We start from the raw sequence: 24,948 nt of genomic DNA on the forward strand, positions 1-24,948 counted from the left end.
CGCCCGTCATGATGGTGTCAGGCCGCCCGGCCCGACATCAGAGAGGATAGGGAGAGAGACATGAAGTACGCACTTCTGCTCATGGGACGCCACGATGACCCCGAATGCGGAGAGACCGGCGGCGCGGACCCGAGCGAGTTCATGGCCTTCGACAAGGAGATCACCGAGGCGGGAGTCGTCGTCGGCGGATTCGCCCTCGACGGACCCGAGTTCGGCGTCCGCGTCACCGAATCCGACGGTGAGTCGATCGTCACCTCGGGTCCCTTCGCCGAATCGAATGAGTTCGTCGGCGGTAGCTACGTCATCGAGGTGCCCGACCTCGACGAAGCGATCGCCTGGGCGAAGAAGAGCCCCGGGGCCAGAGGCGGACACATCGAGATCCGCCCCGTCGCCGACTACTGATGAAGCCCGACCCCGAGGCGGCCGCCCGGATCCTCAGCGCCATCGGCGAGGAGGACTACGGGCGGCTGCTCGCGGCGCTGGTCACCCGGTTCCGTGACTTCGACCTCGCCGAGGAGGCCCTCCACGACGCCGTGCTGCGCGCGGTCGAGACTTGGCCGGGCAGGGGAGTGCCCGAACGCCCTCAGGCGTGGCTGATGGCCACGGCGAAGAACCGCGCCATCGATCTCATCCGCTCCGATGACGTGCGCACCCGGCACCTCGCCCGCCTGCGCATCGAGGACGAGCTGCGATCAGGTGACCACGACGATCACGCTGAGCGCCTCGGCGAGGAGATGGATGCCGCGGATCTGCCCGACGAGCGCCTCGGACTGTTCTTCACCTGCTCCCACCCGACCCTGCGCGAGGACGAACGCATCGTGCTCATCCTGCGCTTCCTCTCGGGACTGACCACCGCCGAGGTGGCCGCCGGGTTCCTCATCGAGACCGCGACGATGCAGCAGAGGATCGTCCGTGCCAAGCAGCGGATCCTCAAGACCGGGATTCCCTTCGGCCGTCCTGCGCCCGCTGAGGTCGGTGATCGGCTGCCCGGAGTGCTGCGCGTCCTCTATCTCATCTTCACTCAGGGCATCAACGCCACGGCAGGACATGCACATACTCGAGTCGATCTGCAGCACGAAGCCATCCGACTGACCCGACTGCTCGTCGGATACCTGCCTGAGCATACCGAAGCCCGTGGACTGCTGGCCCTGCTCCTGCTCACACGGGCACGTGAGACCGCTCGTGTGACGCCGGATGGCCGGCCGGTGCCGCTGGCCGAGCAGGACCGCAGCCTGTGGGACTCGCGCCTCATCGCCGAGGGGACCGGACTCGTCGATGCAGCCGCGGGCGAACCGGGGGCCGGGACCTTCACCATCCAGGCGGCGATCGCCGCACTTCACGCCGATGCCCTGCGATTCGCCGACACGGACTGGGAGCAGATCCTCGTGCTCTATCGGATGCTCTCCGACATCGACCCGTCGCCGGTCGTCGCCCTCAACACCGCGATCGCCCTCGGGCAGGTCTCAGGCCCGAAGGCAGCGTTGCGGGCACTGGACGAACTGGCCGGCGATCCGCAGCTGCTGCGTTACCGGCCCTTCCACATCGCACGGGCGATCACCCTCGATGAACTGGGTCGCCCGGCGGAGGCCGAGAACGCCTATGCCGCCGGTCTGGAATGCCCCGGCAACGATGCCGAATCCGAGTACATCACTGCCCGGATCACCGATCTTCGACGGTGACCCGGGCAGGGACCTCTGTGTTCGTGACTCCTGACCTCAGGCCGGTGCGAACGGAAGTCAGGAGCGGGGCCGGCTCAGGCGGCGAAGCGGATGATCGTCTCACCGGACTTCACAGCGGCACCGGCGTCGACGAGCACCTCGGAGACGGTGCCCGAATGTCCGGCCTTGAGCGGCTGTTCCATCTTCATCGCCTCGATCACGGCCAAGGTGTCCCCGGCCTCGACGGTGTCACCGGCACCGACGGCGACGGAGACGATGGTGCCCTGCATGGGGGCGGCCAGTGCGTTCGAATCGTCGGCGAGCTGGGCACCTTTGTGGCTGGTGAGACCGCGCTTGCGGCGGGGCACGCTCGGGCTGGGGACGTGGCCGAGATCGGAGATGACGTCCTTGGGCACCGAGACGGTCATCCGTCGGCCGTCGACCTCGACGACGACGCTGAAGCTGTCGGCTGCAGTACTCATGTGATCTCCCGTATGCGGATCGGTGAGCGGATTGACGAAAGCGGTCTCGAGCCAGTTGGTCCAGACCTGGAAGTCGGTGGCGAAGGCCTTGTCGGAAACGAGCACCCGATGCAGCGGGAGCAGCGTCGACACTCCTTCGATGCGGTATTCGGACAGTGCCCGGCGGGCCCGCGCAAGGGCCTCATCGCGCGTGGCGCCGGTGACGATGAGCTTGGCGAGCATCGGGTCGAAGTCGGTTCCGACGACGCTGCCCTCACCGATGCCCGAGTCCAGACGCACCCCGGGCCCCGACGGAGCACGGTAGCTCTTCACAGTGCCGGTGGCGGGGAAGAACGTCGTCGGATCCTCGGCGTTGATCCGGAACTGGAAGGAATGTCCGCGCACAGCCGGGAACTCATCCGGCAGCGATTCGCCCGAGGCGATGCGCATCTGCCAGCCGACGAGATCGACTCCGGTGATCTCCTCGGTGACGGTGTGTTCGACCTGGATGCGGGCGTTGGCCTCCATGAAGATGATCGTTCCGTCCTTGCCGAGGAGGAACTCACAGGTGGCCGCGCCGACGTAGCCGACGTGGGCGAGCAGACGTGCCGAGGCCTCGGAGACGATGCGTTCCTGCTCGGCGGAGAAGTACGGAGCAGGCGCCTCTTCGATGATCTTCTGGTTGCGACGCTGCAGGGTGCAGTCGCGGGTGGAGACGATGCGGACAGCGCCGTGGGCATCGGCCAGACACTGAGTCTCGATGTGCCGGGGGCGCACGATCTGCTTCTCGATGAGGCAGTCGCCGCGGCCGAAGGCACTCTGCGCTTCACGGGTCGCGGCCGTGTAGGCGGCCTCGAGGTCCTCGGCGGAGGCACAGGCGCGGAAGCCGCGTCCTCCGCCTCCGTGGACGGCCTTGACCACGATGGGATACCCGATCCGGTCGGCCACCTCGGCTGCCTCGGCGAGATCGGCGACGGCGCCGTCGGAACCGGGGGCGACCGGTGCGTCGACCGCCTCGGCGACGGTTCGGGCACCCGACTTGTCTCCGAGCAGTTCGATCGCGGCCGGGGGAGGGCCGATCCAGGTCAGTCCCGCATCGATGACCGCCTGAGCGAAGAGGGCGTTCTCGGCCAGGTATCCGTATCCGGGGTGGATGGCGTCGGCGCCGGAGCGTTTGGCCAGCGCGAGGATCTTGTCGGCATCCAGGTAGGTCTCCCCGGCTCCGGATCCGTCGAGCAGCCAGGCGTCGTCGGCGAGGTCGACGAAATCGGCATCGGAATCGGCGCGGGTGTACACGGCGACGGCCTTGATGCCGAGGTCGTGGGCGGCCCGGATGATGCGCAGAGCGATCTCACCGCGGTTGGCGATGAGGACTCGGCGGACGGCTGCGGTCGGCACCGTGGTGCTCAGATCTGCGGTCGTCGTGTCGGGGAGGACTGTGGTCATGGCGCTCCTTTGTATGATCACAGAACAATTTAGAGAAGCTCACCAAGGCTTTGTAGGACAGCGATAAAAAGTTCGAGCGAAAACTTCAAAGGGATCGGGCGTGTCATGCCGCCTTGGCCGATTCTAGCGTCTCGACGACCACAGATCCGGCCAGAACAGGCCCATGTCGGTGACGGTTTCGCGCACCACGGGCAGGCTGAGCCCGAGGACAGTGAGATGGTCGCCGTCGAGGCGGTCGACGAAGGCGCCGCCGTAGCCGTCGATGGTCAGTGCGCCGGCGACGTGGAAAGGCTCCTCGGTGGCGACGTACGCTTCCAACTCGTCCGGGGTCGGGGTGCCGATGAGCACCGAGGTGGTCGATCTCCGTGAGCGCAGATCGGACAGTTCGAGGCCGGCCGCCGACGCCTCATCAGCGTGCCGACGTCTGAGCACGGCGACGGTGTGGCCTGAATGCAGCTGAGTCCACTGCCCGGCGATCCGCGCCCACACAGCGCGGGTTCCCTCGGCGTCGCCGGGCTTGCCGATGGGCTGACCGTCGAATTCGAGGAGGGAATCGCCGGCGATGACCACGATCGTGTCGGCGCTCGAGAGTCCCTCCGGCGGGGAGACGGTGAGCCGGTCGACGACGGCCCGGGCCTTGGCACGCGACAGGGCGATCGTGAGGTCGCCGACCGACCCGGCGAAGTCGGACTCGATGGCGCGTTCATCCACGTCGGAGACGATGATGTGCGGGTCGATCCCGGCGGCGGTGAGGATCTGGCGGCGGGCCGGGGACTGCGAGGCCAGGACGACCGGGATCACGAGGCGACCACCGGAGTGTCAGGTGCCGGTGACGGAGAGAACTCGTGCCGCCGTGCCGTTTCGCCTTTCTCCGGCACATCGAGGCTGCGGTCGACGACGACCGGTGCCTCGATGCGTTCGGCGATCGCGGCGAGCAGGGTCGAGGACAGCTGCGCGTAGCCGAGTTCACTGGGATAGCGACCCGATTCGTTGAGCAGAGACCTCCGCGTCGTTCCGCTCAGGGAACCGGTCGCTCCCAGCGGAACCGCCCGTGCGGACAGCGCGGCCAGCCACTGCGAACCGGCGAGGACCCGTGAGGTGCGCCGCATGGACGTCTTGAGCGGATCGCGCAGGCCCGGCAGGCCGCCGAGGTTGGGACAGACGAGGACGAAGACCGTATAGCGGCCCTCGCGTTGGAGCCGGTTGATGGCCTGGTTGAGGATCGGGATGCCGATCGTGGCCTGGATCGGGTGGATGATGTCGCCGGTGCCGATCGAGATGACGGCGAATCGTCGGGACTCGCTCCACTGCTCCGAGAGCTGGCGTGAGAGCCAGGGGGAGCGGAGCACCTCGTCGACCTGACGGTGCACATCCTCCGACAGCGCCGACGGTCGTGCAGTGGACTGCACTCTCACGGTGGTCCCGAGCATACGGGCCAGGCCGCGAGCGATGAGAGTGGGCGGTGCCTGCTCGGGGTCGACATCGACCCCGCACAGCCACGAGTCTCCGATCACGGCCAGAGCGGCCGAATCGCCGTCGTCACGGTGCGGCGGGGCGGCGATCGCCTCGGCGATGGTGGAGTAGGGGCGGTTCTCGTCATCGTCGAAGGCACGACGAAGCGAGCCTGCCTGGTGGCGGAGGAGGCCCACCGCCGACGCCCCGGCACCGAAGGCCGTCGCGCCCATGGTGGCCAGCGTGTAGATGATGCGTTTTCCCACGGATTTCCCTCCTCAGCGGTCATCATTGCACCTTTGTCGGCGCATCAACAACTATTGTTGAGTCATGACCGATAACGACCAACAGCAATCCCCTAACCGATTCCGTGGGGCTTGGGAGGCGTTCCGCCGCGGACGTGATTCCTCCCGCACCCAGGCCGAACCCGAAACCCAGGGGCCGCAGGAGGTCAGCCCCGAGGAGATCGCGCTCAGCCGCATCGAGGCCGAAGCCAAACCCTATGTGGCTCCCGGCCTCAAGCTCGCCGCAGCATGGTCCTGGCGGTCGATCGTCGTCCTCGTCGCCATCGGCGTGGCCCTGTGGCTGCTGTCGAAGATCTCGAGCGTCGTCCTCCCTGTGCTCATCGCGCTGCTGCTCTCGGCTCTGCTCGCGCCCCTGACCGGATGGCTGGTGAAGAAGGGCATCCCCCGAGCCGGATCCGCGGCGATCTCCTTCATCGGCTTCATCGTCGTCGTGCTCGGCCTCTTCGGCCTCGTCGGTCAGCAGATCTATTCGGGCATGCCCGACCTCGTCAAGCAGGTCATCGCCGGAGTCTCCGGCATCAGCAGCTGGCTGGCGACGAGTCCCTTCGGGATCGATTCCTCGACGATCTCCGGCTACATCGACGAGGGCATCAAGACCGCCACTAACTTCTTCCAGAACAACAGCAGCCAACTCCTCGGCGGCGCCCTCGAAGCCACCTCATCGGTCGGGACGTTCCTCACCGGGATGGCCGTGTGCCTGTTCACGACGTTCTTCTTCCTCTACGACGGGCAGAACATCTTCAAGTGGGTGATGGGGCTGCTGCCGATCCCGGCGCGTCCCGTCGCCACCGGTGCCGCACAGCGCGGCTGGACCACCCTCGTCCAGTACGTCCGGGTCCAGGTCCTCGTCGCTGCCGTCGATGCCGTCGGCATCGGCATCGGTGCCGCGTTCCTCGGCATTCCGCTGGTCATCCCCATGACGGTGCTCGTGTTCCTGACCTCGTTCGTCCCTGTGGTCGGTGCGATCGCCTCGGGTGCTGTGGCCGTGCTCGTCGCCCTGGTCTCGAACGGGTTGGTCGCCGCGGTCATCATGCTCGCCGTCGTCATCGCCGTGCAGCAGATCGAAAGCCAGGTGCTCCAGCCCTTCCTCATGGGCAAGGCAGTGTCCGTCCACCCCTTGGCCGTGATCCTCGCGGTCACCGGCGGCGGCTTCCTCTTCGGCATCGTCGGCGCCCTGTTCGCCGTTCCGTTCGTCGCCGTGCTCAACAGCGTGGTCAGCTATATCGTCCGCGCAGGCGGTCCCGACGCGGCGGGTGATCCGCCGACGGACCCGGATGCGAGAGAGGCCGCCGAGGTGCTCGATGCCGCCGAGGATCGACCCACCGAGGTGGTCAAGGACTCCGCTGCGGAGACCGAACGCAGGTCGTCGACGGGTGAGACCCGCGCCGCAGACTCAGCCGCGGACGTCTCAGACTCGGACGCCTCAGACTCGGACGCCGCGGAATCCGCGGACTCCACGCCGACGGGGCCGGAGGAGAATGGATCGCGCGGATCCGGCGGCCGGAAGAAGTAGGCGCCGTCACTGTGGAACCACGGTGACGACAGCAGACGCATACAGCAGTGGGCGGGTGCGAACACCCGCCCACTGCTGTCTGCGCTCTGGTCGCGTCGTCGAGGTCAGCCGGTGAAGGCCTCGACGGAGGTCACCTTGACCTCGATGGTCTTGCCGTTGGGCGCCTCGTAGGACGAGGTGTCTCCGGCCTTGACGCCGAGCACGGCGGCACCGAGCGGTGACTTCTCCGAGAAGACGTCGATATCGGAATCGCCGGCGATCTCCCGGTTGCCGAGCAGGAACCGCATCGAGTTGCCTGCCACCTCGGCGGTGACGACGGTTCCCGGGGCCACGGTCTTGCCGTCGCCCTCGCTGGAACCGACCTTCGCGTTGCGCAGCAGCACTTCGAGCTGACGGATGCGTGCTTCCTGTTTGCCCTGCTCGTCGCGGGCAGCGTGGTAGCCGCTGTTCTCCTTCAAGTCACCCTCGTCACGGGCGGCTTCGATCTTCTCAGCAATCTCTGCACGACCCGGTCCGGAGAGATGCTCGAGTTCCTTCGACAGTCGGTCAAAGGCTTCCTGGGTCAACCACGTTTCTTCCTGGGTGACTTCCTCGGTCATGACTTCTCCTTCTTCGGTTCGGTGCACTGACGGGCGTGTCAGGCAACGAAAAAACCGGGCGTATGGGCACGCCCGGAAGTTGAATGAAACTACAGTGTAACGCATCTGTCGTGAAAGACGATGAGCTGTGTCACGCTCGGTATGTCGAGCGGGGGAAAACGCTACTCGAACCAGCAGGAGTCGACATGTCCCGATGCGGCCAGCTGCGTCGTGGCCAGATCGACGTCGAGCTGCCTCGGCGAATTCGGGTCGTTGTCGGCAGAGGCAGGCACGGTCACCTCGGTGAAGCCGACGATCGCCTCCTTGTCATTCGTGGCCTGGACGATGCAGTGCACATCACGGGTCCGGTCGGGAAATATTCCGACGGTGACCTGCGTTGAAGAGGAGTCGACAACCGAATAGTCGAGTGTGCGCGGCGTCGTCGGATCGGTCTGCGGACGGAATGCCCAGACGGCGATGACCACGGCGACGGCGAGAACGACTGCTGCGGCGACGATCTTCGACGTGCGGCTCAGGCCGCGCTTGGGCGTCCGGGTCCGGCCGTACCGATTGTCGTGCAGCGGCCTGTCCACTGTTACCTCAGTCATTGAATTCCTTTTTGAGAACATCGCGCACTAACCTAGAGTAGTCGATTCTCTGCCCGCGATCATGTCAGCCGCGGTGCGGGCAGTGAGGGTCCACCGGCTGATTCGAAAGGGACGATCAAGGACATGACTTCGCTTCCGTACCATGGGCTGCGTCTGCTGGCAGTCCATGCCCACCCTGATGACGAATCCTCGAAGGGTGCGGCCACGAGCGCGAAGTACGCCTCACTGGGGGCACGGGTCCTCATCGCCACGATGACCGGCGGCGAGGCAGGCGACATCCTCAACCCCGCACTGCTGCAGTCCCCGAAGGCCAGCCGAGACATCGCCGGCCTTCGCCGCGAGGAGATGGCTGCCGCGGCCGCCGCGCTCGGGGCCGAGCACATCTGGGTCGGACATGTCGACTCCGGCCTGCCCGACGGCGACTTCGACAATCAGACCCCGCCCGGATGCTTCTACCGCGTCCCCGACGAGGTGGCGATGCTGCCGCTCGTCCACATCATCCGCACCTTCCGCCCGCAGGTGGTGACCACCTATGACGAGCTCGGAGGGTACCCGCATCCCGATCACATCAAGAACCACGCGGTGACCATGGCCGCTGTCGCTGCGGCCGCCGATCCTGCGGCGCACCCCGAACTGGGGGAGGCCTGGCAGGTGCAGAAGGTCTACTACAACCAGGATCTGTCGGCGAAGAAGTGGATCACCATCCACGAGAAGATGATCGAGGCGGGACTGGAGTCCCCGTTCGCCGACCACCTCGAGGACTTCAAGAAGCGGGACAATCAGCGCGACAACTGGTTGAGCACCAGGATCGACTGCGGCGAGTTCTTCCCGGCCAGGGATCGCGCGCTGCTGTCCCATGCCACCCAGATCGACCCGGAGGGCGGATTCTTCTCCGCCTCGCGCAAGGCCGCCCGCACCTATTGGCCCACAGAGGAGTTCGAACTCGCCACCGACCTCACCGGCCGGGAGCCGCTGACGCCGGGCGTCGACTTCCAGGAGGATGACCTGTTCGCCGCGGTGACCTTCGACGACGGCCGCCTCGTCCCCGCCGAAGGAATGCTTCCGAAGTCGCCGGAGACCGAGACAGGGACCGGGTCCGAGACCGGTGCAGAGGCCACGACGCCGACAGAAAGCGATTCCCCCGCATGATCCTCGCCTCCACTCCAGCACCGACGCCCGACGGCACCGCCCCGGACCCCGACCTGGTGACTCCGGGAACGATCGGCTTCCTCGTCACCTTGGCGGTGGTCATCGTGGTGATCTTCCTCATCCGTGACGCCCTCCGCCGCGTCCGCCGGGTGCGGGCACGCTCCGGCACCAGCGACGCCTACCCGATTCCGCTGCGCAAGCACGTGGTGCCGAATCAGTCGACGCTCTCGGGCCCGGAGGAGCCGGAACCCGAGGAGACATCCGCCGAGGCGGCCCCGGACCATGACGCTGACGGCGCTGTCATGAAGTCGGACGACGCTGATGGCTCCGACTCGAGGTCATGAGCACACACGAGCAGGGCTGAAACGCCGGAGCTCAGTCCGACACGTGCGCCGCGGCTCTCTCAGCGCGACTCTCTCAGTACGCCGCGACGGCGGCGACGATGAGCGCAGCGAGGTGACAGCCGTAGCCGAAGATCGTCAGGATGTGGAAGATCTCGTGGAAGCCCAGCCACTTCGGTGACGGGTTCGGGCGTTTGATCCCGTAGATCACGGCTCCGGCGATGTAGCAGACTCCGCCGAGGACGACGAGGAGGCCGACGGCGGGAATCGTCGCCCAGATCTGCGGGATGTACCCGACTCCGGCCACACCGAAGCCGACGTAGATGGGAACGAAGAGCCACCTCGGCGCGGTGGTGAAGATCGTACGGAACGCCGCCCCGAGGGCGGCGGCGCCCCACAGAACCGACAGGAGCAGGATCGTCTGATCCGTGCGGAGCATGAGCACGGCCAGGGGAGTGTAGGTTCCGGCGGTGATGAGGAAGATGTTGGCATGGTCGAGGCGGCGCAGGACGAGGCGGACTCGGGTGCGCCAGCGACCACGGTGGTAGACGGCGGAGGTGCCGAAGAGGAGCATTCCTGTGACCGCGAAGACCGCGGCTGCGATCCGCGACTCGATCGTCGGCGAGATGATCACGAGGGCGAGCCCACCCAGCATCGCCAGCGGGAACGCGCCGGCGTGGAACCAGCCGCGCAGCTTCGGCTTGACATGTCCGGCGAGCTTCGCCAGTTCGGCACGCAGAGCGGATCGCCGGCGGGCGACGCGGTCCGGATAGGCAGGGAGCGCAGCGTCTCGGCCGAGCGCATCGGCTGAACGGGAGTCATCGGGGACGAGTGCTGAGGATTCGGTGACCGGAGCATTCATGTCCCTATCGTACCGAGCTGGCCTGTGGCCTCATTCAGTGAATCCGGCTAGTAGTCTGTAAGGTGTTCGAACCGACCCGCGATCAATGTGAAAGAGGACAGCTGTGGCTCGACCGGTGAACCTGCTGTATCGGCTGTACGAGCGACGGCTCAAGCGTGAGCTCGACAAGTCGGTGCCGGTTCCGCGCCACGTCGGTGTCATCACCGACGGCAATCGCCGGTGGGCCAAGGAATTCGGGGCCACCACCGCCGACGGGCACCGGGCAGGGGCGGCGAAGATCGTCGAATTCCTCGGCTGGTGCTTCGAGATCGACGTCGAGATCGTCACTCTCTACGTCCTGTCCAAGGAGAACCTGGCCCGCTCGGCGGACGAGGTCGAGATCCTCATCGAGATCATCTCCGACCTCGTCGAGCAGATTGCAGCCCTCGACGGCGTCGGTGTACAGCTCGTCGGCGACCTCGACATCCTGCCACCCGACCTGCGCACGCGCCTGGAAGCGGTGACGACGAACACCGACTGCGGAATGCGTGTCAATGTCGCCGTCGGCTACGGAGGTCGGCAGGAGATCGTCAACGCGGTGCGCTCACTGCTGCGCACCCGCAGCGACGAGGGCACGGACCTCGAGACGATCATCTCCGAACTCTCTCCGGAGCAGATCGGCGAACACCTCTACACCAAGGGGCAGCCGGATCCGGACCTCATCATCCGCTCCTCCGGCGAACAGCGTCTCTCCGGCTTCCTCATGTGGCAGAGCGCCTACTCCGAGTTCTACTTCTGCGAGGCCTACTGGCCCGATTTCAGGCGCACTGACTTTCTCCGCGCTGTGCGTGACTACGGCCTTCGCCAACGACGTTTCGGCAGATAGGACGAACCGCCTCGGCGGCGGTGCGGGCGGCACCATCGTGCGAACGTCGCGCCGATGGCGGTGGGCGAATCGCCTCGGCGGCGGTGCACGCGTCGCCCATTCATGCGAAGTTCATGACGCCGACTTTCCCGAACGCGCGTGCCGGTACCGATCACAGCCGCGAACCGGGTTAGGTTGGCAGTAGTTGGTCGACACCAACCCGAGATCGGGGGATGTCAGAACCGGATCTCGGCGGAACTCACGCCACAGAGGTCCTCATGGCTGAAAATGTCCACACCTACGTTCTCGACACCTCGGTGCTGCTCTCGGATCCCGGCGCGCTTCTGCGCTTCGCCGAACACCATGTCGTCATCCCGCTCATCGTCGTCTCCGAGCTCGAGGCGAAACGCAACCACCCCGAACTCGGCTTCACTGCGCGTAAGGCCCTGCACATCCTCGACGACTTCCGGTCGGACTTCGACCGGCTGGATGAGCCCATCCCCGTCGGAGAGGCAGGAGGGACCCTGCGGGTCGAACTCAACCACATCGACGCTTCGACGATGCCGATCGGATTCGACCGGACGGAGAACGATACGCGCATCCTCGCCGTGGCCCGCAACCTCTCGGCTGAGGGCCACGATGTGGTGGTGGTGACGAAGGACGTGCCGATGCGCGTCAAGGCTTCGGCGCTGGGACTGCACGCCGAGGAGTACCTCGCCGAACTCGCCACCGACTCCGGATTCACGGGGATGAGTGAGATCGGCTTCGACGACGAGCAGATGAGTGAATTCTACGATTCGGGCTCGGTGGTCACCGAGGACGTGTCAGACGAGATCGTCAACACCGGAGTCGTCATCACTTCGCCTCGCGGCTCCGGGCTCGGACGAGTGCAGCCGGGCAACCGGGTGAGCATGGTGCGCGGGGACCGGGACATCTTCGGAGTCCACGGACGGTCGGCCGAACAGCGCATCGCCATCGACATGCTGCTCGACGATGCGCTGGGAATCGTGTCCTTGGGAGGGCGAGCCGGAACGGGGAAGTCCGCGCTGGCCCTCATGGCGGGCCTACAGAAGGTGCTCGAGGAGAACAAGCACTCGAAGATCATGGTCTTCCGCCCGATCTATGCCGTCGGCGGGCAGAACCTCGGTTACCTCCCCGGCAGCGAGGGGGAGAAGATGAATCCCTGGGCCGAGGCGGTGTTCGACACGCTCAGCGCTCTGGTGAGCAAAAACGTCATCGACGAGGTGGTCAATCGGGGGATCCTCGAGGTGCTTCCGCTCACCCACATCCGCGGCCGGTCACTCCACGATGCGTTCGTCATCGTCGATGAGGCGCAGTCGCTGGAGCGCAACGTGCTGCTCACGGTGCTCTCGCGGATCGGGATGAATTCGAAGGTGGTGCTCACCCACGATGTCGCCCAGCGTGACAACCTGCGCGTGGGACGCCATGACGGAATCGCTGCCGTGATCGAGAAGCTCAAGGGCCACGAGCTCTTCTCCCACGTCACGCTGACGAGGTCGGAGCGCTCGGAGATCGCAGCGCTGGTCACCGATGTGCTCGAGGAGTTCGACCCGTTCCGGTCCTGAACTCGGTGCAGAGGCACAAAACGGCGCCCGGACGGTTTCGTCCGGGCCCGTTTTGTGCTGATCAGGCAGGTCTGAAGCCTACTTGTAGCTGCCGACCATCGTGGTGACGTCGAGGGCCTTGTCGAGGTCGGCCTCGGTGATCGAACCGTTCTCGACGAAGCCGAGGTCGATCGTCGCCTCTTTGACGGTCATCTTGTTGGCCACGGCGTGCTTGGCGATCTTCGCCGCTGCCTCGTAGCCGATGACCTTGTTGAGCGGAGTGACGATCGAAGGACTCGCCTCGGCGAGGAAGCGGGCGCGCTCCTCGTTGGCGGTCAGGCCGTTGATCATCTTCTCGGCCATGACGGTCGAGGCGTTGGCGAGCAGACGGATCGACTCGAGCAGGTTCGAGGCCATCACGGGAATGCCGACGTTGAGTTCGAAGGCCCCGTTGGTCGAGGACAGAGACACCGAGGTGTCGTTGCCGATGACCTGGGCCGCGACCTGGATCGTCGCCTCGCAGATGACCGGGTTGACCTTGCCGGGCATGATCGACGAACCGGGCTGCAGATCGGGGATCGCGATCTCGCCGAGGCCGGTGTTCGGTCCCGAACCCATCCAGCGCAGGTCGTTGCAGATCTTCATGTAGCCGTAGGCGATGGTGCGCAGCTGGCCGGATGCTTCGACGAGTCCGTCGCGGTTGGCCTGCGCCTCGAAGTGGTTGCGTGCCTCGGTGATCGGCAGTCCGGTCTCCTCGGCGAGGATCTCGACGACGCGGGAGGAGAATCCGTCCGGGGTGTTGATGCCGGTGCCCACGGCAGTTCCGCCCTGGGGGACCTCGGCGACGCGGGGGAGCGAGGCTTCGATGCGTTCGATGCCGTAGCGGACCTGAGCGGCGTAGCCGCCGAACTCCTGGCCGAGGGTGACCGGGGTGGCGTCCATGAGGTGGGTACGCCCGGACTTGACGATGGAGGAGAACTCCTCGGCCTTCTTCTCCAGCGAAGTCGCCAGCGTATCCATGGCTGGGATGAGGGTGTTGACCAGGGCTTTGGTCACGGCCAGGTGCACCGAGGTGGGGAAGACGTCGTTCGAGGACTGCGAAGCATTGACATGGTCGTTGGGGTGGACGTCGACGCCGTCGGCCTCGAGGGCCTTCGTCGCGAGCGACGCGAGGACCTCGTTCGTGTTCATGTTCGACGAGGTGCCCGAACCGGTCTGGAACACGTCGATGGGGAAGTGGGCGTCGTACTTGCCGGCGATGACCTCGTCGGCGGCGTTCTGGATCGCGGTTGCGCGAGCCTCATCGAGGACGCCGAGTTCGAGGTTGGCCTTGGCCGCGGCCTTCTTGACCTGGGCCAGGGCAGCGATGTGCGCTGATTCGAGGGTCTTGCCGGAGATCGGGAAGTTCTCCACCGCCCGCTGTGTCTGCGCGCTGTAGAGGGCGTCCTTGGGGACCTTCACTTCTCCCATGGTGTCGTGTTCGATGCGAAACTCTTCGCTCATGTCTGTCCTTTCCGATTTGCTGCCGTGGAATGGTTCCGGGGCGTGATGGTTCTGTGTGGTGACGTCGTAACGACGTCACGCATGGGCCCGCAGGCCCGCGTCAGGACGCGTAGGTCGAGACGGCCGTCTCGTTGCCTCCGTACTGGGCAACGACCGTGGTGCGGCCGTCGTGGAGCTGGTAGGTGAGTCCGACGATGATCAGCCGTCCCTCATCGACCGCGCGGGCGATGAGGGAGGAGAGCTGCATGATCTTGTCGACGGTGTCGATGGTGTTCTGCACGACGGTCTGGTTGACCGTGGTGCGGTCGTTCTTCCGTGCGCGGGCCACGGTCGGCAGGATCCTCGCGACCACGTCGGAGATGAATCCTGGGGGAGTCTCTCCGGTGTCATAGGCATTGTAGGCGGCGGTGACAGCTCCGCAGCTGTCATGGCCGAGGACGACGAGCAGCGGAGTGCCGAGCATCTCGACCCCGTACTCGAGCGAACCAAGTGTCACCGGGTCGACGACCTGGCCGGCATTGCGCACGACGAACATGTCGCCGAGGCCGACGTCGAAGATCATCTCCGCCGCTACCCGGGAATCCGAGCAGCCGAAGAGAGTGACGAATGGGTCCTGATCGCCGGTGACCGCCTCACGTCGGGCGGTGTCCTGGTTCGGGTGCTCGGGTTCATCGTTGACGAAGCGGCGATTGCCCTCGAGCAAGCGGTTCCATGCATTGTTGGGCATCGTGATCGGACCTGCTTCCGGTGGTGATGGATTCGGATGGGCTGCGCGGCGTGTGCCGGTGGCAAAGGTGCCGACTCAGACGAGTCCGCGGCGTGCCGCTTCCTCGGCGGCCTCGACATAGGAGTGGGTCTTTGCGGACTGGTGTTCGGCGAAGACCTGTCGGACGGTGCCCGACTTCGACCGCATGACGAGGGAATGGGTGGTGACGTGACCGCCCTGGAACTTCACACCGTCGAGCAGGTCGCCGTTGGTGATGCCCGTGGCGACGAAGTAGCTGTTGTCGCCGGTGACGAGGTCGTCGGTGTTGAGCACCTGGTTGACGTCGAGTCCGGCCTTGGCGGCGGCTTCGCGTTCGGAGTCATCCTGCGGCCAGAGACGACCCTGGATGACACCGCCGAGTGCCTTGATGGCGCAAGCGGTGATGATGCCTTCCGGGGTGCCGCCGATGCCCATGAGCATGTCGACGCCGGTGCCGGGACGGCACGCGGCGATGGCGCCGGCGACGTCACCGTCGGTGATGAGCTGGATGCGGGCGCCGGCGGCGCGGATCTCATCGATCATCTGCTGGTGGCGGGGGCGGTCGAGAATCATCACGGTGACGGATCCGGGATCTTTCGTCCCCTTCGCCTTGGCTACGCGGCGGATGTTCTCGGCGATCGGCAGGCGCAGGTCCACGGCGTCGGCCGCCTCGGGGCCGGTGACGAGCTTCTCCATATAGAACACTGCGGAAGGGTCGTACATCGCGCCGTCTTCGGTGACAGCCATGACCGAGATCGCGTTGGGCATGCCCAGTGCGGTCAGGCGGGTGCCGTCGATGGGGTCGACGGCGACGTCGCAGTGAGGGCCGGTGCCATCGCCGACCTGCTCACCGTTGAAGAGCATCGGGGCTTCGTCCTTCTCGCCTTCTCCGATGACGACGGTGCCGGCCATGCGGACAGTGGAGATGACGTTGCGCATCGCTGCCACGGCGGCTCCGTCGGCGGCGTTCTTGTCACCGCGGCCGACCCAGGGAGCGGCGGCGATTGCGGCGGCCTCGGTGACTCTGACGAGTTCGAGAGCGAGGTTGCGGTCAGGCGCGTCCTCGCTGACCTGTGCATTCTGCGACCACGCATCGGTCACAGCAACGGGGGGAGTCTCGTCGTCGACTCGTCCGCGGTCATGGTGAGATTTCACGTCAACAGGCTCTATGGAGTCACTCATGCCTCCAATTGTGCCACCCCTGTGATGAGGGTCGCGACAGTGGCATCGGGTTGTGGCGTCGGCCACCTCGGCGCGTGGGGATTGGCTCTTGGTGCCCCAGCCGAGGACAATGGCGATGTGAATGTCCGAAATGCTGCCGAGGAGGCGGGTACCCGAACGGTCGTCAACGACACGAACTCGGGCCCCAAGGGAGAGACCATGGCTGACGAGTCCGGAGCGATGTTGCCGGGTTCCCGGGAAGAGATGCGCTTCCTGCGGAAGAACTCGAACTGGGTGAACATGGTCATTGCCATCCTCGCGTGTCTGGCGGTGGCAGTGGGGATCCTGTTCATTGCTCCGCAGCCGGAGGTCGATTCCGAACGTGTCGTCGACTATCAGGGCATCGCCGAGCAGTCCGAGGGCAACGCGGACTTCGACCTCATCGTGCCGCAGATCCCTCAAGGCTGGTCGGCCAATGAAGCGACCCTCGATCGCCTCAATGACTCAGAGTTCCTCTCCTGGTACATGTCCTTCATCGGCACCGACGATCAGTGGGTGAGCATCGAGCAGTCCAAGGCCAGCGCGAACTGGGCGAAGAAGAAGACCGATGACGCCGTCGCCGCGGAGAAGGTCACCGTCGGCGGAGCCGACTTCCAGATCTACCGAACCGATGATGCTAAGGAATACTGGGTCACGCACAAGGGCGACGTATATGTCGTCATGACGGCGACCGCCGCCCCGGACACGATCAACTCCTTCGCCGACCAGGTCGCTGCGCAGCTGAAGTGAGCCGCCGGCTCACTCCGCGTCCGCGTTCACTCCGCGTCGTCGGAGGTTTCTTCGCGTGCCTTGTCCAGCCGTTCGCGGGCGCCGTTGAGCCATGACTGGCAGCGGTCGGCCAGGGCTTCCCCGCGTTCCCAGAGTCGCAGGGATTCCTCGAGGGGCAGATTGCCCGTCTCGAGTCGTTTGACGGTCATGACGAGTTCCTCGCGCGCCTGTTCGTAGCTCAGCGTGCTGATATCGGGCTGGTCCTGCGCGGTCGTCGGTTCGGTCATCGTGGGCTCCTTCTCGTGGTGCGGTGTCGGCTGTTTGGACGGCGTCGGTCTGGTGGTGTGAGGTCGATTCGCAGTGATGCGGCGTACTGGTCAGTCGTCGGGCTCGGTGTCGGGCGTGACCTCGGTGATATCGGCATCGAAGCGTCCATGTGCAACACGCACATGGACCGTGTCCCCGGCAGCCACCTCGGCGGCATCGCGGACCGCCTGCCCCGCGTCGGTCTGAACGACGGCATAGCCGCGTTCGAGGGTGCGCAGCGGCGAGAGCGACCGTGCCTGCGATCGCAGGTGATGGATTTCGTTCTGGGCCTGAATGACCAGCCCGTTCATCGCCTGCAGGCCGCGCCGCCGGGTCGTCGTCAGCTCGTTCTCGTGTGCGGTGATCAGCGTCTGCGGTTCGGCCAGCACCGGTCGAGAGCGTACTGCAGTGAGCATCTCCTGCTCGCGGTCGAGAATGCGATTGACCGCGGCTTCGAGTTCGGCACGGGCCCGCAGCAGGTTCATCCCCTCCTCAGCGACATCGGGAACGATGCGCTTGGCCGCATCCGTCGGCGTCGAGGCGCGCATATCGGCGACCTCGTCGAGGATCGGGCGGTCGGCCTCGTGCCCGATCGCCGAGACCACCGGCGTCCGGGCCGCGGAGACGGCGCGCACGAGCGCCTCGTTCGAGAACGGCAGGAGATCCTCCATGCTGCCCCCACCGCGGGCGATGACGATGACGTCGATGTTCGGGTCTTCGTCGAGTTCGGCGAGGTTCTTCATCACCCCGGGCACCGCATCCGGGCCCTGCACGGCGCAGTTGCGGATCTCGAACTCTGCCGCGGGCCACCTCAGGTGCACATTGCGCACAACGTCCTTCTGCGCGTCCGAGTCACGTCCGGTGATCAGGCCGATCCGGTTCGGCAGGAAGGGAAGTCGGAGCTTCCGGCCCGGGTCGAAGAGTCCTTCGGCGGCCAGTTGCTTCTTCAGCCGTTCGAGTCGGGCGAGCAGTTCGCCGAGGCCGACAGCGCGGATGTCGTTGGCCCGCATTGTCAGCCGTCCGGTCTTCGTCCAGAAATCGGCCTTGAGGTTGGCCACGACGTGGCTGCCTTCGGTCAGGGGTGCGCCTGTGCGTTCGAGAACGTTCTTCCAGATCTGAACGGGCAGAGACATCTCGACATCGGTGTCGCGCAGGGTGAGGTAGCTGGCTTTGCCGCGGTGGTTGAGCTCGACGACCTGTCCCTCAATCCACACGCTCGACATGCGGTCGATATAGGATTTCATCTTCGACGAGAGCAGGCTCAGCGGCCACGGGTTCTCCGCCGTGGTCTCGGCGGCTGTAGCGGCGAGCTCCTTCGGTGCGACGGCTTCGCCGAGCGTGCCGGGAGTCCCGGAGATGCGTTGTGCCATGGTGTGTCCCCTTCCGAGCCCCCAGCCTAACGAACACCACTGACGTAGACCCACATCGCTGTGCCTAGGTGCCGTCACCGTTCCCACACCGACGTCTGCCCCGCCGAAGGAGCTGCGAAGACTCCGCTGAGACCTCGGAGGCGAGTCAGCTCGTCCCTGTGTGACGGTCGCGCAGGTCGGTGGGACGGCGCTCGTCGAATCGTCCGGAGCGAGGGCGGGTCAGCTCCTCGGCGCTGATTCCGCGGGCGCGAGCATCGAGTTCGGCGACTGCGTCGAGTTCGTCGGCGACGATCCCCGTCGACGGGAACTTTCGGGCGGTGACGAGGAAGCGCGATTCCAACGAGGAGACGAATCGGTTGTAGTCCTCGACAGACCGGTCGAGACTGGCTCCCATCCGCGACACATGCGTCACGAGCGTACCGATGCGCTCGTAGAGCTCCGTCCCGAGGCGGAGGACTTCGCTCGCCGAGGTGGACATGTCGGCCTGGCGCCAGTTCAGCGCCACCGTCTTGAGCAGGACCAGCAGGGTAGCCGGGGAGGCAAGGACGACGTTCTTGCCCAGCGCATGATCGATCATCTTCGGATAGCTTGCGGCCGCCGAGGACAGCAGCCCGTCGGTGGGTACGAAGCAGACGACGAAGTCAGGTGAGGAGTCGAACGACTTCCAATACTCCTTCGACGCCAGCGCATCGACGTGGCGCAGGAGAGCCCGAGCATGATCCTGAGCATCCGAGCCATCCGCCGCATCCGAGTCCGCACTGCCCATCCGCGCCGACAGCGGTGTCTTCGCGTCGATGATGATCGTGCCGCCGCCGGGCAGGTGCACGACCATATCGGGGCGATGCCGTTTGCCGTCACGGTCGCTGCTGACCTGGGTGTCGAAGTCGACGTGGGGGAGGAGCCCTGCGTATTCGACGATGCGTCGCAGCTGCACTTCGCCCCAGTCGCCTCGGTGGGTGGTCGAGTTCAGGGCATTGGCCAGGGTCCCGGTGGATTCCTGGAGACGCAGGTTCTGCTGGCTGAGGTGTCCGATCTGTGAGTTCAGGCGGGTGATCTGTTCGATCTGGGTCCGATCCTGGGCATGGAGATTCTCCTGCAAGTTCTTCACACTCGCGGCTAGGGGGCCGATGGCAGCGGTGATCTCGCCGGCCATCTGGGCATCGGCCTCGAGGTCCTCCGTCCGTTCGGACAGAATGCGGGACGTGGTTTCGGCGCGAGTGAGTCTCTCGAGGTAGCGGGAGCGGGTGAGCGCGCGCCCGAGGAGGAAGCCGAGGGCGGAGGCGAGGACGATCGTCACGACGAAGGCGATGATGACACCGGAGGCGGGGAAAGCATTCATGATTCCAGGGTGACAGAGGGCACTGACGCGAGAATTCGAGGACCACCTCGGCGACGGCTAGACTTGACTACCGTGGCTCTGACTATCGGAATCGTGGGACTGCCCAACGTCGGCAAGTCGACCATGTTTAACGCACTGACCAAGAACCAAGTTCTCGCGGCGAACTACCCGTTCGCGACGATCGAACCCAATGTCGGCGTGGTGCCTCTGCCCGACGCCCGGCTGGGTCGGCTGGCGGAGATCTTCTCCTCCGAGCGCATCCTCAACGCCACGGTCGACTTCGTCGACATCGCGGGCATCGTGCGCGGCGCGTCCGAGGGTGAAGGCCTGGGCAATCAGTTCCTCGCCAACATCCGTGAGGCCGATGCCATCTGCCAGGTGATCCGTGGATTCGTCGACGACGATGTCGTCCACGTCGACGGTAAGATCAGCCCGGCCGACGACATCGATACGATCAACACCGAACTCATCCTCGCCGATCTCCAGACCTTGGAGAAGGCCCGGCCGCGGATCGAGAAGGAAGTCAAGGGCAAGCGTGCCCCGGCCGAGCAGCTGACCGCGATCGATGCCGCCACCGAGGTGCTCGAGAGCGGCAAGACCCTGTATCAGGCGATGCAGGCGGATAAGTTCGATGTCAGCAATCTCCGTGAACTGCAGCTGATGACCGTCAAGCCGTTCCTCTATGTCTTCAACGTCGACGACGATGTTCTGGCCGATGAGGCGAAGAAGGATGAGATGCGTGCCCTGGTGGCGCCGGTCGAGGCGATCTTCCTTGATGCGAAGTTCGAGTCCGAACTCGCTGAGCTCGACGCGGAGGAAGCTCTCGAGATGCTGGAATCCACCGGCCAGGACGAGGCCGGTCTGGACAAGCTGGCTCGCGTCGGATTCGATACGCTCGGTCTGCAGACCTACCTGACCGCCGGTCCCAAGGAATCCCGCGCGTGGACGATTCCGAAGGGTGCCACCGCGCCCGAGGCGGCCGGGGTCATCCACACCGACTTCCAGAAGGGCTTCATCAAGGCCGAGGTCGTGTCCTTCGATGATCTCGATGCGAACGGTTCGATGGCTGCCGCGAAGGCCGCCGGCAAGGTCCGGATGGAAGGCAAGGACTACATCATGGTCGATGGGGACGTCGTGGAGTTCCGCTTCAACGTGTAATGTGAGCTGATTCTGCTCCGCGGGCCCCGTCGATCTTCGTGATCGGCGGGGCTTCGATGTCTCGTCCTTGTCTTTCCGCATCGCGCAATCAGAGCTATCATAGTTGATAGCAGAAGGGGGGGCTCATGTCATCCATCATCGTGCGTGGTCTCGATGACCACGTGAAGCAACAGCTCGCATCTCAGGCGAAGGAGCACGGGCGGTCCATGGAGGCCGAGGTTCGCGACATCCTGACGAAGGCGGCTCGACGGCCGCACATCGGCATGGCTCTTCTGGGTGTGGCGCGGGATGTCGGTGGGGTCGATGAGCTGCCGATTCCGACGCGCGATGATGTCGCACGGGCGGCGGACTTCGAATGATCGTCCTCGACACGAACGTCCTCTCGGAGATCTTTCGGCCCTCTCCGGAGCCTCGTGTCGTCGAGTGGCTCGTGTCGCTGACGGGCGACGTCGCGATCACGTCCATCACTCTTGCGGAGTTGCTTGCCGGTGTTCGAAGGCTCCCGGACGGCCGACGCAAAGACGAGCTGGCGCACGGGATCGAAGAGGCGGTAGCGCCGTATCGGGGGAGCCAGTCGGTGCTCGCATTCGATGCTGACGCGGCGGAGCGATACGCGGAGGTGCTCGCGTCGCGTGAGGCGGCAGGTACGCCGGTCAGTACCCCCGACGCCCAGATCGCCGCGATCTGCCTGGCGCACGGGGCAACCTGCGCTACGCGCAATGTGAAGGATTTCCAGCACACCGGCGTCGAACTCTTCGACCCGTGGAATGTGGACGCGTAAAGCGTCATTCGATCGAGGTCCTCGTCCACCAGGAGCTCACTGAGGCCGTTCTGGATGGTTTTCGACAGCCCTTCGACAGCGAGTATCTCAAGGAGTTCGGAGAGTGGGATCCACAACAGCCTTACGGTTACGCGTCACACGATGTCCACCTCATGGCGCGGATCGAAGGTCGCATCGTTGGCCACGTGGGCTGGGCGCGCCGCGAGATCGCTGTCGGTACGGAGACCCTTGCAATCGCGGGAGTTGGCGGTGTCTTTTTCTCCGCTGACGCAAGATGGAAGGGTCGCGGGCGCGAACTCATGGGCTGGGCAGTGCAGTGGATGCGCGATCGCGGCCGCGTCGCGTGCGACTACTTGGGCTGTCGAGAGCAGGTCGTCCCGTTCTACGAGTCATCTGGTCGGAAGAAGATCCTTGCCCGCGTGAGGTCGATCGGGCGTGATAGCGAACCGGTTGTGGACGAGCCCGGCCCGCCGATCGTCATCCTGCCAATAGCCCCGCTCGAGCTGTGGCCCGAGGGAGACATCGACCTGAGCGGACGGGCTTGGTAGTCGCTGACTGCAGATGGCCGTGCGTGCCGGAACGTGGTGGAGTTCCGGTTTAACGTCTAGCGTTATTGACGGCTTCCGTTATAAGCTCGACTCGTGATCAGATCGTTCGGCGACAAGGCGACCGAACGGCTGTGGCGTCGTGAGCGCGTGCGGTCCATCGATCCGAGGATCCATCGGGTCGCATTGCGCAAGCTTCTTCAGGCGGGATCCGCGGAGCCCCTTGAGGACCTTCGCAACCCACCTGGCAACCGGCTCGAAGCTCTCAAGGGTGATCGGGCCGGGCAGTACAGCATCAGGATCAACGACCAGTGGCGAGTCTGTATCACATGGACGGACGCCGGACCGGAGGAGGTGGAGATCGTTGACTACAACTGACAGGATCGAGCCGATCCACCCTGGGGAGGTTCTCATGGAGGACTTTATCGAGGGCTTCGGGATCACGCAGAACAAGCTCGCGGTCTCGATCGGTGTGCCGCCTCGACGGATCAACGAGATCGTGCACGGCAAGCGCGGGATCACGGCGGACACCGCGCTGCGGCTGGCGAAGTACTTCGGCACGTCGGCGGAGTTCTGGATCAACCTGCAGAGTCATTACGAGCTCGACCGCGCCGAGGACCAGGCAGGTGAGCAGATCGCTTCGATCGTTCCGCTGCAGGTGGCGTGAACGGCGAGCACTCCGATCAGGTGGGCAGGGTGCCGGAAGAACCACTGTCGGGTGGTAACGCGGCGGCTCTCGTCGTCCGGGTCGGTGGGACAGTGCGCAAACCGTGGTTTGACGGCGCGTCTGGCGTTCTCAATTTCATGCGAGTTCTACGTCAGCGTGGTGTGGATGTGCCGTTACCGATGGGGCGGGACTCCCAGGGGCGGCTGGTCGCGGAGTTCGTCGACGGCGTTCTTGCGATGGATGCGCCGCCCATGACTCATGCGCAACTCGAGCGAGTCGGAGGGATGGTCAGGGACATCCACGATGCGAGCGCTGGGCTCGACGCTGATGGTCTTGGACTGGCTCCTGCACTGATACCGGTGCCAGCGCCCGACTGGGTGTGTCACGGAGATCTCACGCCCTGGAACCTTCTGCTGGGTGAGCGCTGGGTATTTATCGACTGGGATGGTGCGGCTGCGAGTACCCAGTTGTGGGACCTGGCGTACTCCGCGCAGGCCTTCACGCTCAACGACACGTCGGTTGATCCCAACGTGGCAGGGCAGTCACTCCGCGCCTTTGTTGACGGGTACCGCGCCGAGGCGGAGCTGCGCAGCGTTATTCCTGACGTGCTGGTGCAGCGAACCTGGGCGATGTATGAGATGCTTCGAGATGCTCATCGCGACGGAGTGGAACCCTGGGGGACCATGTTTCTGAACGGCCACGGCGATCACTGGCGAGCGGTGGCACACTCTCGACTCTTCCTATAAGCGGAAGATATCTTCGTGTTCTATGAAGAATATGGCACCGCAGCTGACGCCTTTCGTGCGCTCGGATGCCGTTGGGGCGATTCTTGCCGAGACTCTCGGGCACCCTGATCGGGAGTTTACGCTGGCAGAGCTTGGGCGGCGGACCGGCACGAGTGGCCCGGTCGTGCACCGCGAAGTGGGGCGACTGGTCGAATCCGCCGTGCTTCGTGACCGGTACGAGGGGCGAAACCGTCTCGTGAGCGCTAATGCCGACCGCCCATTGTTCGCTCTGATGCGAGATCTGATCGCGGCGACCTACGGGCCGGTGCCGGTGTTGCGTGAGCTCTTCGCCGGGATCGACGGGGTGGAGGAGCTGCTTATCTACGGATCTTGGGCCGCACGCCGGTCCGGGGAAAGCGGTGAGTTTCCCAACGACTTAGACGTCCTCGTCGTGGGGGAGGCGCCGCGGAGGACGCTGTCGGGGATTGCGGCCGAAGCAGGCGACAAGCTCGACTTGCCCGTGAACGTCACGCGTATCGCACCGGTTGACTGGAACTCTGAGGACCCGTCGCCGTTCGTCTCGACGATTCGGTCACGACCCTTAGTCGATGTGAGATCCGGTGAGATCCTTGCCTGAGATCGTCAAGCAGATGGTCTTGAATCGAAGACTGGAGCGTGTAGAGCGGAATCGTGAGCATGCTCTGGCTGTGGTCGTGACCGCAGAACGCCATATCCGTCGGCGGAGCTCATCGCAACACCGGGATCGCGGCAGCGGGCTTCGACAACTCCGGTAGGCAGACCTATCTGACGGCCGGTCCCAAGGATTCCCGTGCGTGGACGATTCCGAAAGGCGCCACCGCCCCCGAGGCGGCCGGAGTCATCCATACCGACTTCCAGAAGGGCTTCATCAAGGCCGAGGTCGTGTCCTTCGATGATCTCGATGCGAACCGGTTGGATGGCAGCCGCGAAGTCCGCCGGCACGGTCCGGATGGAACGCAAGGACTACATCATGGTCGACGGGGACGTCGTGGAGTTCCGCTTCAACGTCTGAGGCAAACGTTGATAGGTAGCCACTCTCCGTTCTGCCCTGCGTCTGCG

At 65.2% G+C, this 24,948-nt stretch carries 28 protein-coding genes and 1 pseudogene; 17 read left to right on the forward strand and 12 right to left on the reverse strand.

Going from position 1 to position 24,948, the window contains the following annotated elements:
- Nucleotides 1-60: 60 nt before the first annotated feature.
- Nucleotides 61-402 (forward strand): YciI family protein, encoded by a 342-nt coding sequence (locus tag GUY23_RS07360; RefSeq protein WP_166971054.1) that lies wholly within the window; start codon nt 61-63, stop codon nt 400-402.
- Nucleotides 402-1,679 (forward strand): RNA polymerase sigma factor, encoded by a 1,278-nt coding sequence (locus GUY23_RS07365; RefSeq protein WP_166971056.1) that lies wholly within the window; start codon nt 402-404, stop codon nt 1,677-1,679. Before GUY23_RS07360 ends, GUY23_RS07365 begins: the two co-directional genes overlap by 1 nt.
- Nucleotides 1,680-1,753: 74 nt before the next feature.
- Here GUY23_RS07365 and GUY23_RS07370 read toward each other — a convergent pair whose 3' ends face one another.
- From GUY23_RS07370 to GUY23_RS07380, 3 genes are all read right to left on the reverse strand, one after another.
- Complete coding sequence (locus tag GUY23_RS07370; RefSeq protein WP_166971058.1) at nt 1,754-3,565, reverse strand: acetyl/propionyl/methylcrotonyl-CoA carboxylase subunit alpha; 1,812 nt, start codon at nt 3,563-3,565, stop codon at nt 1,754-1,756.
- A 123-nt stretch (nt 3,566-3,688) separates the two neighbouring features.
- The gene (locus tag GUY23_RS07375) at nt 3,689-4,366 is read right to left on the reverse strand and encodes a Maf family protein (RefSeq protein ID WP_166971060.1); all 678 of its coding nucleotides are present in this window, start codon (nt 4,364-4,366) and stop codon (nt 3,689-3,691) included.
- Nucleotides 4,363-5,283 carry an SGNH/GDSL hydrolase family protein gene (locus tag GUY23_RS07380; RefSeq protein ID WP_228282782.1) on the reverse strand — a complete coding sequence of 307 codons (921 nt, stop codon included), beginning with the start codon at nt 5,281-5,283 and terminating at the stop codon, nt 4,363-4,365. Before GUY23_RS07380 ends, GUY23_RS07375 begins: the two co-directional genes overlap by 4 nt.
- A gap of 64 nt (nt 5,284-5,347) precedes the next feature.
- Between GUY23_RS07380 and GUY23_RS07385 the strand changes: the two genes are divergently transcribed.
- The gene (locus GUY23_RS07385) at nt 5,348-6,835 is read left to right on the forward strand and encodes an AI-2E family transporter (RefSeq protein ID WP_166971062.1); all 1,488 of its coding nucleotides are present in this window, start codon (nt 5,348-5,350) and stop codon (nt 6,833-6,835) included.
- Between the two features lie 104 nt (nt 6,836-6,939).
- Here the strand turns inward: GUY23_RS07385 and greA are convergent, their stop codons facing one another.
- Together greA and GUY23_RS07395 are read right to left on the reverse strand one after the other, a co-directional pair.
- Nucleotides 6,940-7,434 (reverse strand): transcription elongation factor GreA, encoded by a 495-nt coding sequence (gene greA, locus GUY23_RS07390; RefSeq protein WP_166971064.1) that lies wholly within the window; start codon nt 7,432-7,434, stop codon nt 6,940-6,942.
- A gap of 161 nt (nt 7,435-7,595) precedes the next feature.
- Nucleotides 7,596-8,021 (reverse strand): DUF4307 domain-containing protein, encoded by a 426-nt coding sequence (locus GUY23_RS07395; RefSeq protein WP_166971066.1) that lies wholly within the window; start codon nt 8,019-8,021, stop codon nt 7,596-7,598.
- 123 nt (nt 8,022-8,144) lie between these two features.
- On the opposite strand from GUY23_RS07395, the gene mca reads away from it, so the two are divergent.
- Together mca and GUY23_RS07405 are read left to right on the forward strand one after the other, a co-directional pair.
- Nucleotides 8,145-9,170: a mycothiol conjugate amidase Mca gene (gene mca, locus GUY23_RS07400; RefSeq protein WP_166971068.1), complete on the forward strand. Its 1,026-nt coding sequence runs from the start codon at nt 8,145-8,147 to the stop codon at nt 9,168-9,170.
- A complete protein-coding gene (locus GUY23_RS07405; RefSeq protein WP_228282783.1) occupies nt 9,167-9,514 on the forward strand; it encodes a hypothetical protein in 348 nt (115 codons plus the stop codon). The genes mca and GUY23_RS07405 overlap by 4 nt, the downstream gene beginning before the upstream one ends.
- A gap of 73 nt (nt 9,515-9,587) precedes the next feature.
- On the opposite strand, the gene trhA is transcribed toward GUY23_RS07405, so the two are convergent.
- Nucleotides 9,588-10,373 carry a PAQR family membrane homeostasis protein TrhA gene (gene trhA / locus GUY23_RS07410; protein ID WP_166971069.1) on the reverse strand — a complete coding sequence of 262 codons (786 nt, stop codon included), beginning with the start codon at nt 10,371-10,373 and terminating at the stop codon, nt 9,588-9,590.
- Between the two features lie 103 nt (nt 10,374-10,476).
- Between trhA and GUY23_RS07415 the strand changes: the two genes are divergently transcribed.
- Nucleotides 10,477-11,238 (forward strand): isoprenyl transferase, encoded by a 762-nt coding sequence (locus GUY23_RS07415; protein ID WP_166971071.1) that lies wholly within the window; start codon nt 10,477-10,479, stop codon nt 11,236-11,238.
- A gap of 257 nt (nt 11,239-11,495) precedes the next feature.
- The gene (locus GUY23_RS07420) at nt 11,496-12,803 is read left to right on the forward strand and encodes a PhoH family protein (protein ID WP_166971073.1); all 1,308 of its coding nucleotides are present in this window, start codon (nt 11,496-11,498) and stop codon (nt 12,801-12,803) included.
- A gap of 78 nt (nt 12,804-12,881) precedes the next feature.
- Here GUY23_RS07420 and GUY23_RS07425 read toward each other — a convergent pair whose 3' ends face one another.
- The 3 genes from GUY23_RS07425 to glpX form a co-directional block, all read right to left on the reverse strand.
- The gene (locus tag GUY23_RS07425; RefSeq protein ID WP_166971075.1) at nt 12,882-14,285 is read right to left on the reverse strand and encodes a class II fumarate hydratase; all 1,404 of its coding nucleotides are present in this window, start codon (nt 14,283-14,285) and stop codon (nt 12,882-12,884) included.
- 100 nt (nt 14,286-14,385) lie between these two features.
- Nucleotides 14,386-15,012: a carbonic anhydrase gene (locus GUY23_RS07430; RefSeq protein ID WP_166971077.1), complete on the reverse strand. Its 627-nt coding sequence runs from the start codon at nt 15,010-15,012 to the stop codon at nt 14,386-14,388.
- A gap of 75 nt (nt 15,013-15,087) precedes the next feature.
- Entirely contained in the window at nt 15,088-16,212 is a 1,125-nt protein-coding gene (gene glpX / locus GUY23_RS07435; RefSeq protein ID WP_166971079.1) for a class II fructose-bisphosphatase, read from the reverse strand.
- Nucleotides 16,213-16,329: 117 nt separating this feature from the next.
- Between glpX and GUY23_RS07440 the strand changes: the two genes are divergently transcribed.
- Nucleotides 16,330-16,980, forward strand: a complete 651-nt coding sequence (locus GUY23_RS07440) for a DUF4245 domain-containing protein (RefSeq protein ID WP_228282784.1) — start codon at nt 16,330-16,332, stop codon at nt 16,978-16,980.
- 26 nt (nt 16,981-17,006) lie between these two features.
- Here the strand turns inward: GUY23_RS07440 and GUY23_RS07445 are convergent, their stop codons facing one another.
- The 3 genes from GUY23_RS07445 to GUY23_RS07455 form a co-directional block, all read right to left on the reverse strand.
- The gene (locus tag GUY23_RS07445; RefSeq protein ID WP_166971081.1) at nt 17,007-17,246 is read right to left on the reverse strand and encodes an exodeoxyribonuclease VII small subunit; all 240 of its coding nucleotides are present in this window, start codon (nt 17,244-17,246) and stop codon (nt 17,007-17,009) included.
- A 90-nt stretch (nt 17,247-17,336) separates the two neighbouring features.
- Nucleotides 17,337-18,635: an exodeoxyribonuclease VII large subunit gene (gene xseA, locus GUY23_RS07450; protein WP_166971083.1), complete on the reverse strand. Its 1,299-nt coding sequence runs from the start codon at nt 18,633-18,635 to the stop codon at nt 17,337-17,339.
- A 145-nt stretch (nt 18,636-18,780) separates the two neighbouring features.
- Complete coding sequence (locus GUY23_RS07455) at nt 18,781-19,974, reverse strand: DNA recombination protein RmuC (RefSeq protein WP_166971085.1); 1,194 nt, start codon at nt 19,972-19,974, stop codon at nt 18,781-18,783.
- A 72-nt stretch (nt 19,975-20,046) separates the two neighbouring features.
- On the opposite strand from GUY23_RS07455, the gene ychF reads away from it, so the two are divergent.
- The 9 genes and pseudogenes from ychF to GUY23_RS07500 all read left to right on the forward strand — a co-directional run.
- Nucleotides 20,047-21,132, forward strand: a complete 1,086-nt coding sequence (gene ychF / locus GUY23_RS07460) for a redox-regulated ATPase YchF (protein WP_166971087.1) — start codon at nt 20,047-20,049, stop codon at nt 21,130-21,132.
- A gap of 125 nt (nt 21,133-21,257) precedes the next feature.
- Nucleotides 21,258-21,491 (forward strand): FitA-like ribbon-helix-helix domain-containing protein, encoded by a 234-nt coding sequence (locus tag GUY23_RS07465; protein ID WP_166971088.1) that lies wholly within the window; start codon nt 21,258-21,260, stop codon nt 21,489-21,491.
- Nucleotides 21,488-21,913 (forward strand): type II toxin-antitoxin system VapC family toxin, encoded by a 426-nt coding sequence (locus tag GUY23_RS07470; protein ID WP_166971090.1) that lies wholly within the window; start codon nt 21,488-21,490, stop codon nt 21,911-21,913. Before GUY23_RS07465 ends, GUY23_RS07470 begins: the two co-directional genes overlap by 4 nt.
- The gene (locus tag GUY23_RS07475) at nt 21,895-22,461 is read left to right on the forward strand and encodes a GNAT family N-acetyltransferase (RefSeq protein WP_166971092.1); all 567 of its coding nucleotides are present in this window, start codon (nt 21,895-21,897) and stop codon (nt 22,459-22,461) included. Before GUY23_RS07470 ends, GUY23_RS07475 begins: the two co-directional genes overlap by 19 nt.
- A gap of 93 nt (nt 22,462-22,554) precedes the next feature.
- Entirely contained in the window at nt 22,555-22,836 is a 282-nt protein-coding gene (locus GUY23_RS07480) for a type II toxin-antitoxin system RelE/ParE family toxin (RefSeq protein WP_166971094.1), read from the forward strand.
- Nucleotides 22,823-23,125, forward strand: coding sequence for a HigA family addiction module antitoxin (locus GUY23_RS07485; protein WP_166971096.1), 303 nt, complete (start codon nt 22,823-22,825; stop codon nt 23,123-23,125). The genes GUY23_RS07480 and GUY23_RS07485 overlap by 14 nt, the downstream gene beginning before the upstream one ends.
- On the forward strand, nt 23,122-23,871 hold the full coding sequence (locus tag GUY23_RS07490; protein WP_228282785.1) for a phosphotransferase: 750 nt from the start codon (nt 23,122-23,124) through the stop codon (nt 23,869-23,871). The genes GUY23_RS07485 and GUY23_RS07490 overlap by 4 nt, the downstream gene beginning before the upstream one ends.
- A gap of 22 nt (nt 23,872-23,893) precedes the next feature.
- A complete protein-coding gene (locus tag GUY23_RS07495) occupies nt 23,894-24,487 on the forward strand; it encodes a helix-turn-helix domain-containing protein (protein WP_166971098.1) in 594 nt (197 codons plus the stop codon).
- A 125-nt stretch (nt 24,488-24,612) separates the two neighbouring features.
- Nucleotides 24,613-24,901: pseudogene (locus GUY23_RS07500) on the forward strand (DUF933 domain-containing protein); the annotation flags it as partial.
- Nucleotides 24,902-24,948 lie beyond the last annotated feature (47 nt).

The organism is Brevibacterium atlanticum (assembly GCF_011617245.1).
Lineage (GTDB): Bacteria > Actinomycetota > Actinomycetes > Actinomycetales > Brevibacteriaceae > Brevibacterium > Brevibacterium atlanticum.

Coding starts and splice junctions, on each gene's coding strand:
- GUY23_RS07445 (WP_166971081.1), bottom strand. CDS start 17,246: ATGACCGAACCGACGACCGCGCAGGACCAGCCCGATATCAGCACGCTG.
- GUY23_RS07465 (WP_166971088.1), top strand. CDS start 21,258: ATGTCATCCATCATCGTGCGTGGTCTCGATGACCACGTGAAGCAACAG.
- GUY23_RS07495 (WP_166971098.1), top strand. CDS start 23,894: ATGAAGAATATGGCACCGCAGCTGACGCCTTTCGTGCGCTCGGATGCC.
- trhA (WP_166971069.1), bottom strand. CDS start 10,373: ATGAATGCTCCGGTCACCGAATCCTCAGCACTCGTCCCCGATGACTCC.
- GUY23_RS07405 (WP_228282783.1), top strand. CDS start 9,167: ATGATCCTCGCCTCCACTCCAGCACCGACGCCCGACGGCACCGCCCCG.
- GUY23_RS07425 (WP_166971075.1), bottom strand. CDS start 14,285: ATGAGCGAAGAGTTTCGCATCGAACACGACACCATGGGAGAAGTGAAG.
- glpX (WP_166971079.1), bottom strand. CDS start 16,212: ATGAGTGACTCCATAGAGCCTGTTGACGTGAAATCTCACCATGACCGC.
- GUY23_RS07365 (WP_166971056.1), top strand. CDS start 402: ATGAAGCCCGACCCCGAGGCGGCCGCCCGGATCCTCAGCGCCATCGGC.
- GUY23_RS07395 (WP_166971066.1), bottom strand. CDS start 8,021: ATGACTGAGGTAACAGTGGACAGGCCGCTGCACGACAATCGGTACGGC.
- xseA (WP_166971083.1), bottom strand. CDS start 18,635: ATGGCACAACGCATCTCCGGGACTCCCGGCACGCTCGGCGAAGCCGTC.
- GUY23_RS07420 (WP_166971073.1), top strand. CDS start 11,496: ATGGCTGAAAATGTCCACACCTACGTTCTCGACACCTCGGTGCTGCTC.
- GUY23_RS07385 (WP_166971062.1), top strand. CDS start 5,348: ATGACCGATAACGACCAACAGCAATCCCCTAACCGATTCCGTGGGGCT.
- GUY23_RS07455 (WP_166971085.1), bottom strand. CDS start 19,974: ATGAATGCTTTCCCCGCCTCCGGTGTCATCATCGCCTTCGTCGTGACG.
- GUY23_RS07370 (WP_166971058.1), bottom strand. CDS start 3,565: ATGACCACAGTCCTCCCCGACACGACGACCGCAGATCTGAGCACCACG.
- mca (WP_166971068.1), top strand. CDS start 8,145: ATGACTTCGCTTCCGTACCATGGGCTGCGTCTGCTGGCAGTCCATGCC.
- GUY23_RS07470 (WP_166971090.1), top strand. CDS start 21,488: ATGATCGTCCTCGACACGAACGTCCTCTCGGAGATCTTTCGGCCCTCT.
- GUY23_RS07360 (WP_166971054.1), top strand. CDS start 61: ATGAAGTACGCACTTCTGCTCATGGGACGCCACGATGACCCCGAATGC.
- greA (WP_166971064.1), bottom strand. CDS start 7,434: ATGACCGAGGAAGTCACCCAGGAAGAAACGTGGTTGACCCAGGAAGCC.
- GUY23_RS07430 (WP_166971077.1), bottom strand. CDS start 15,012: ATGCCCAACAATGCATGGAACCGCTTGCTCGAGGGCAATCGCCGCTTC.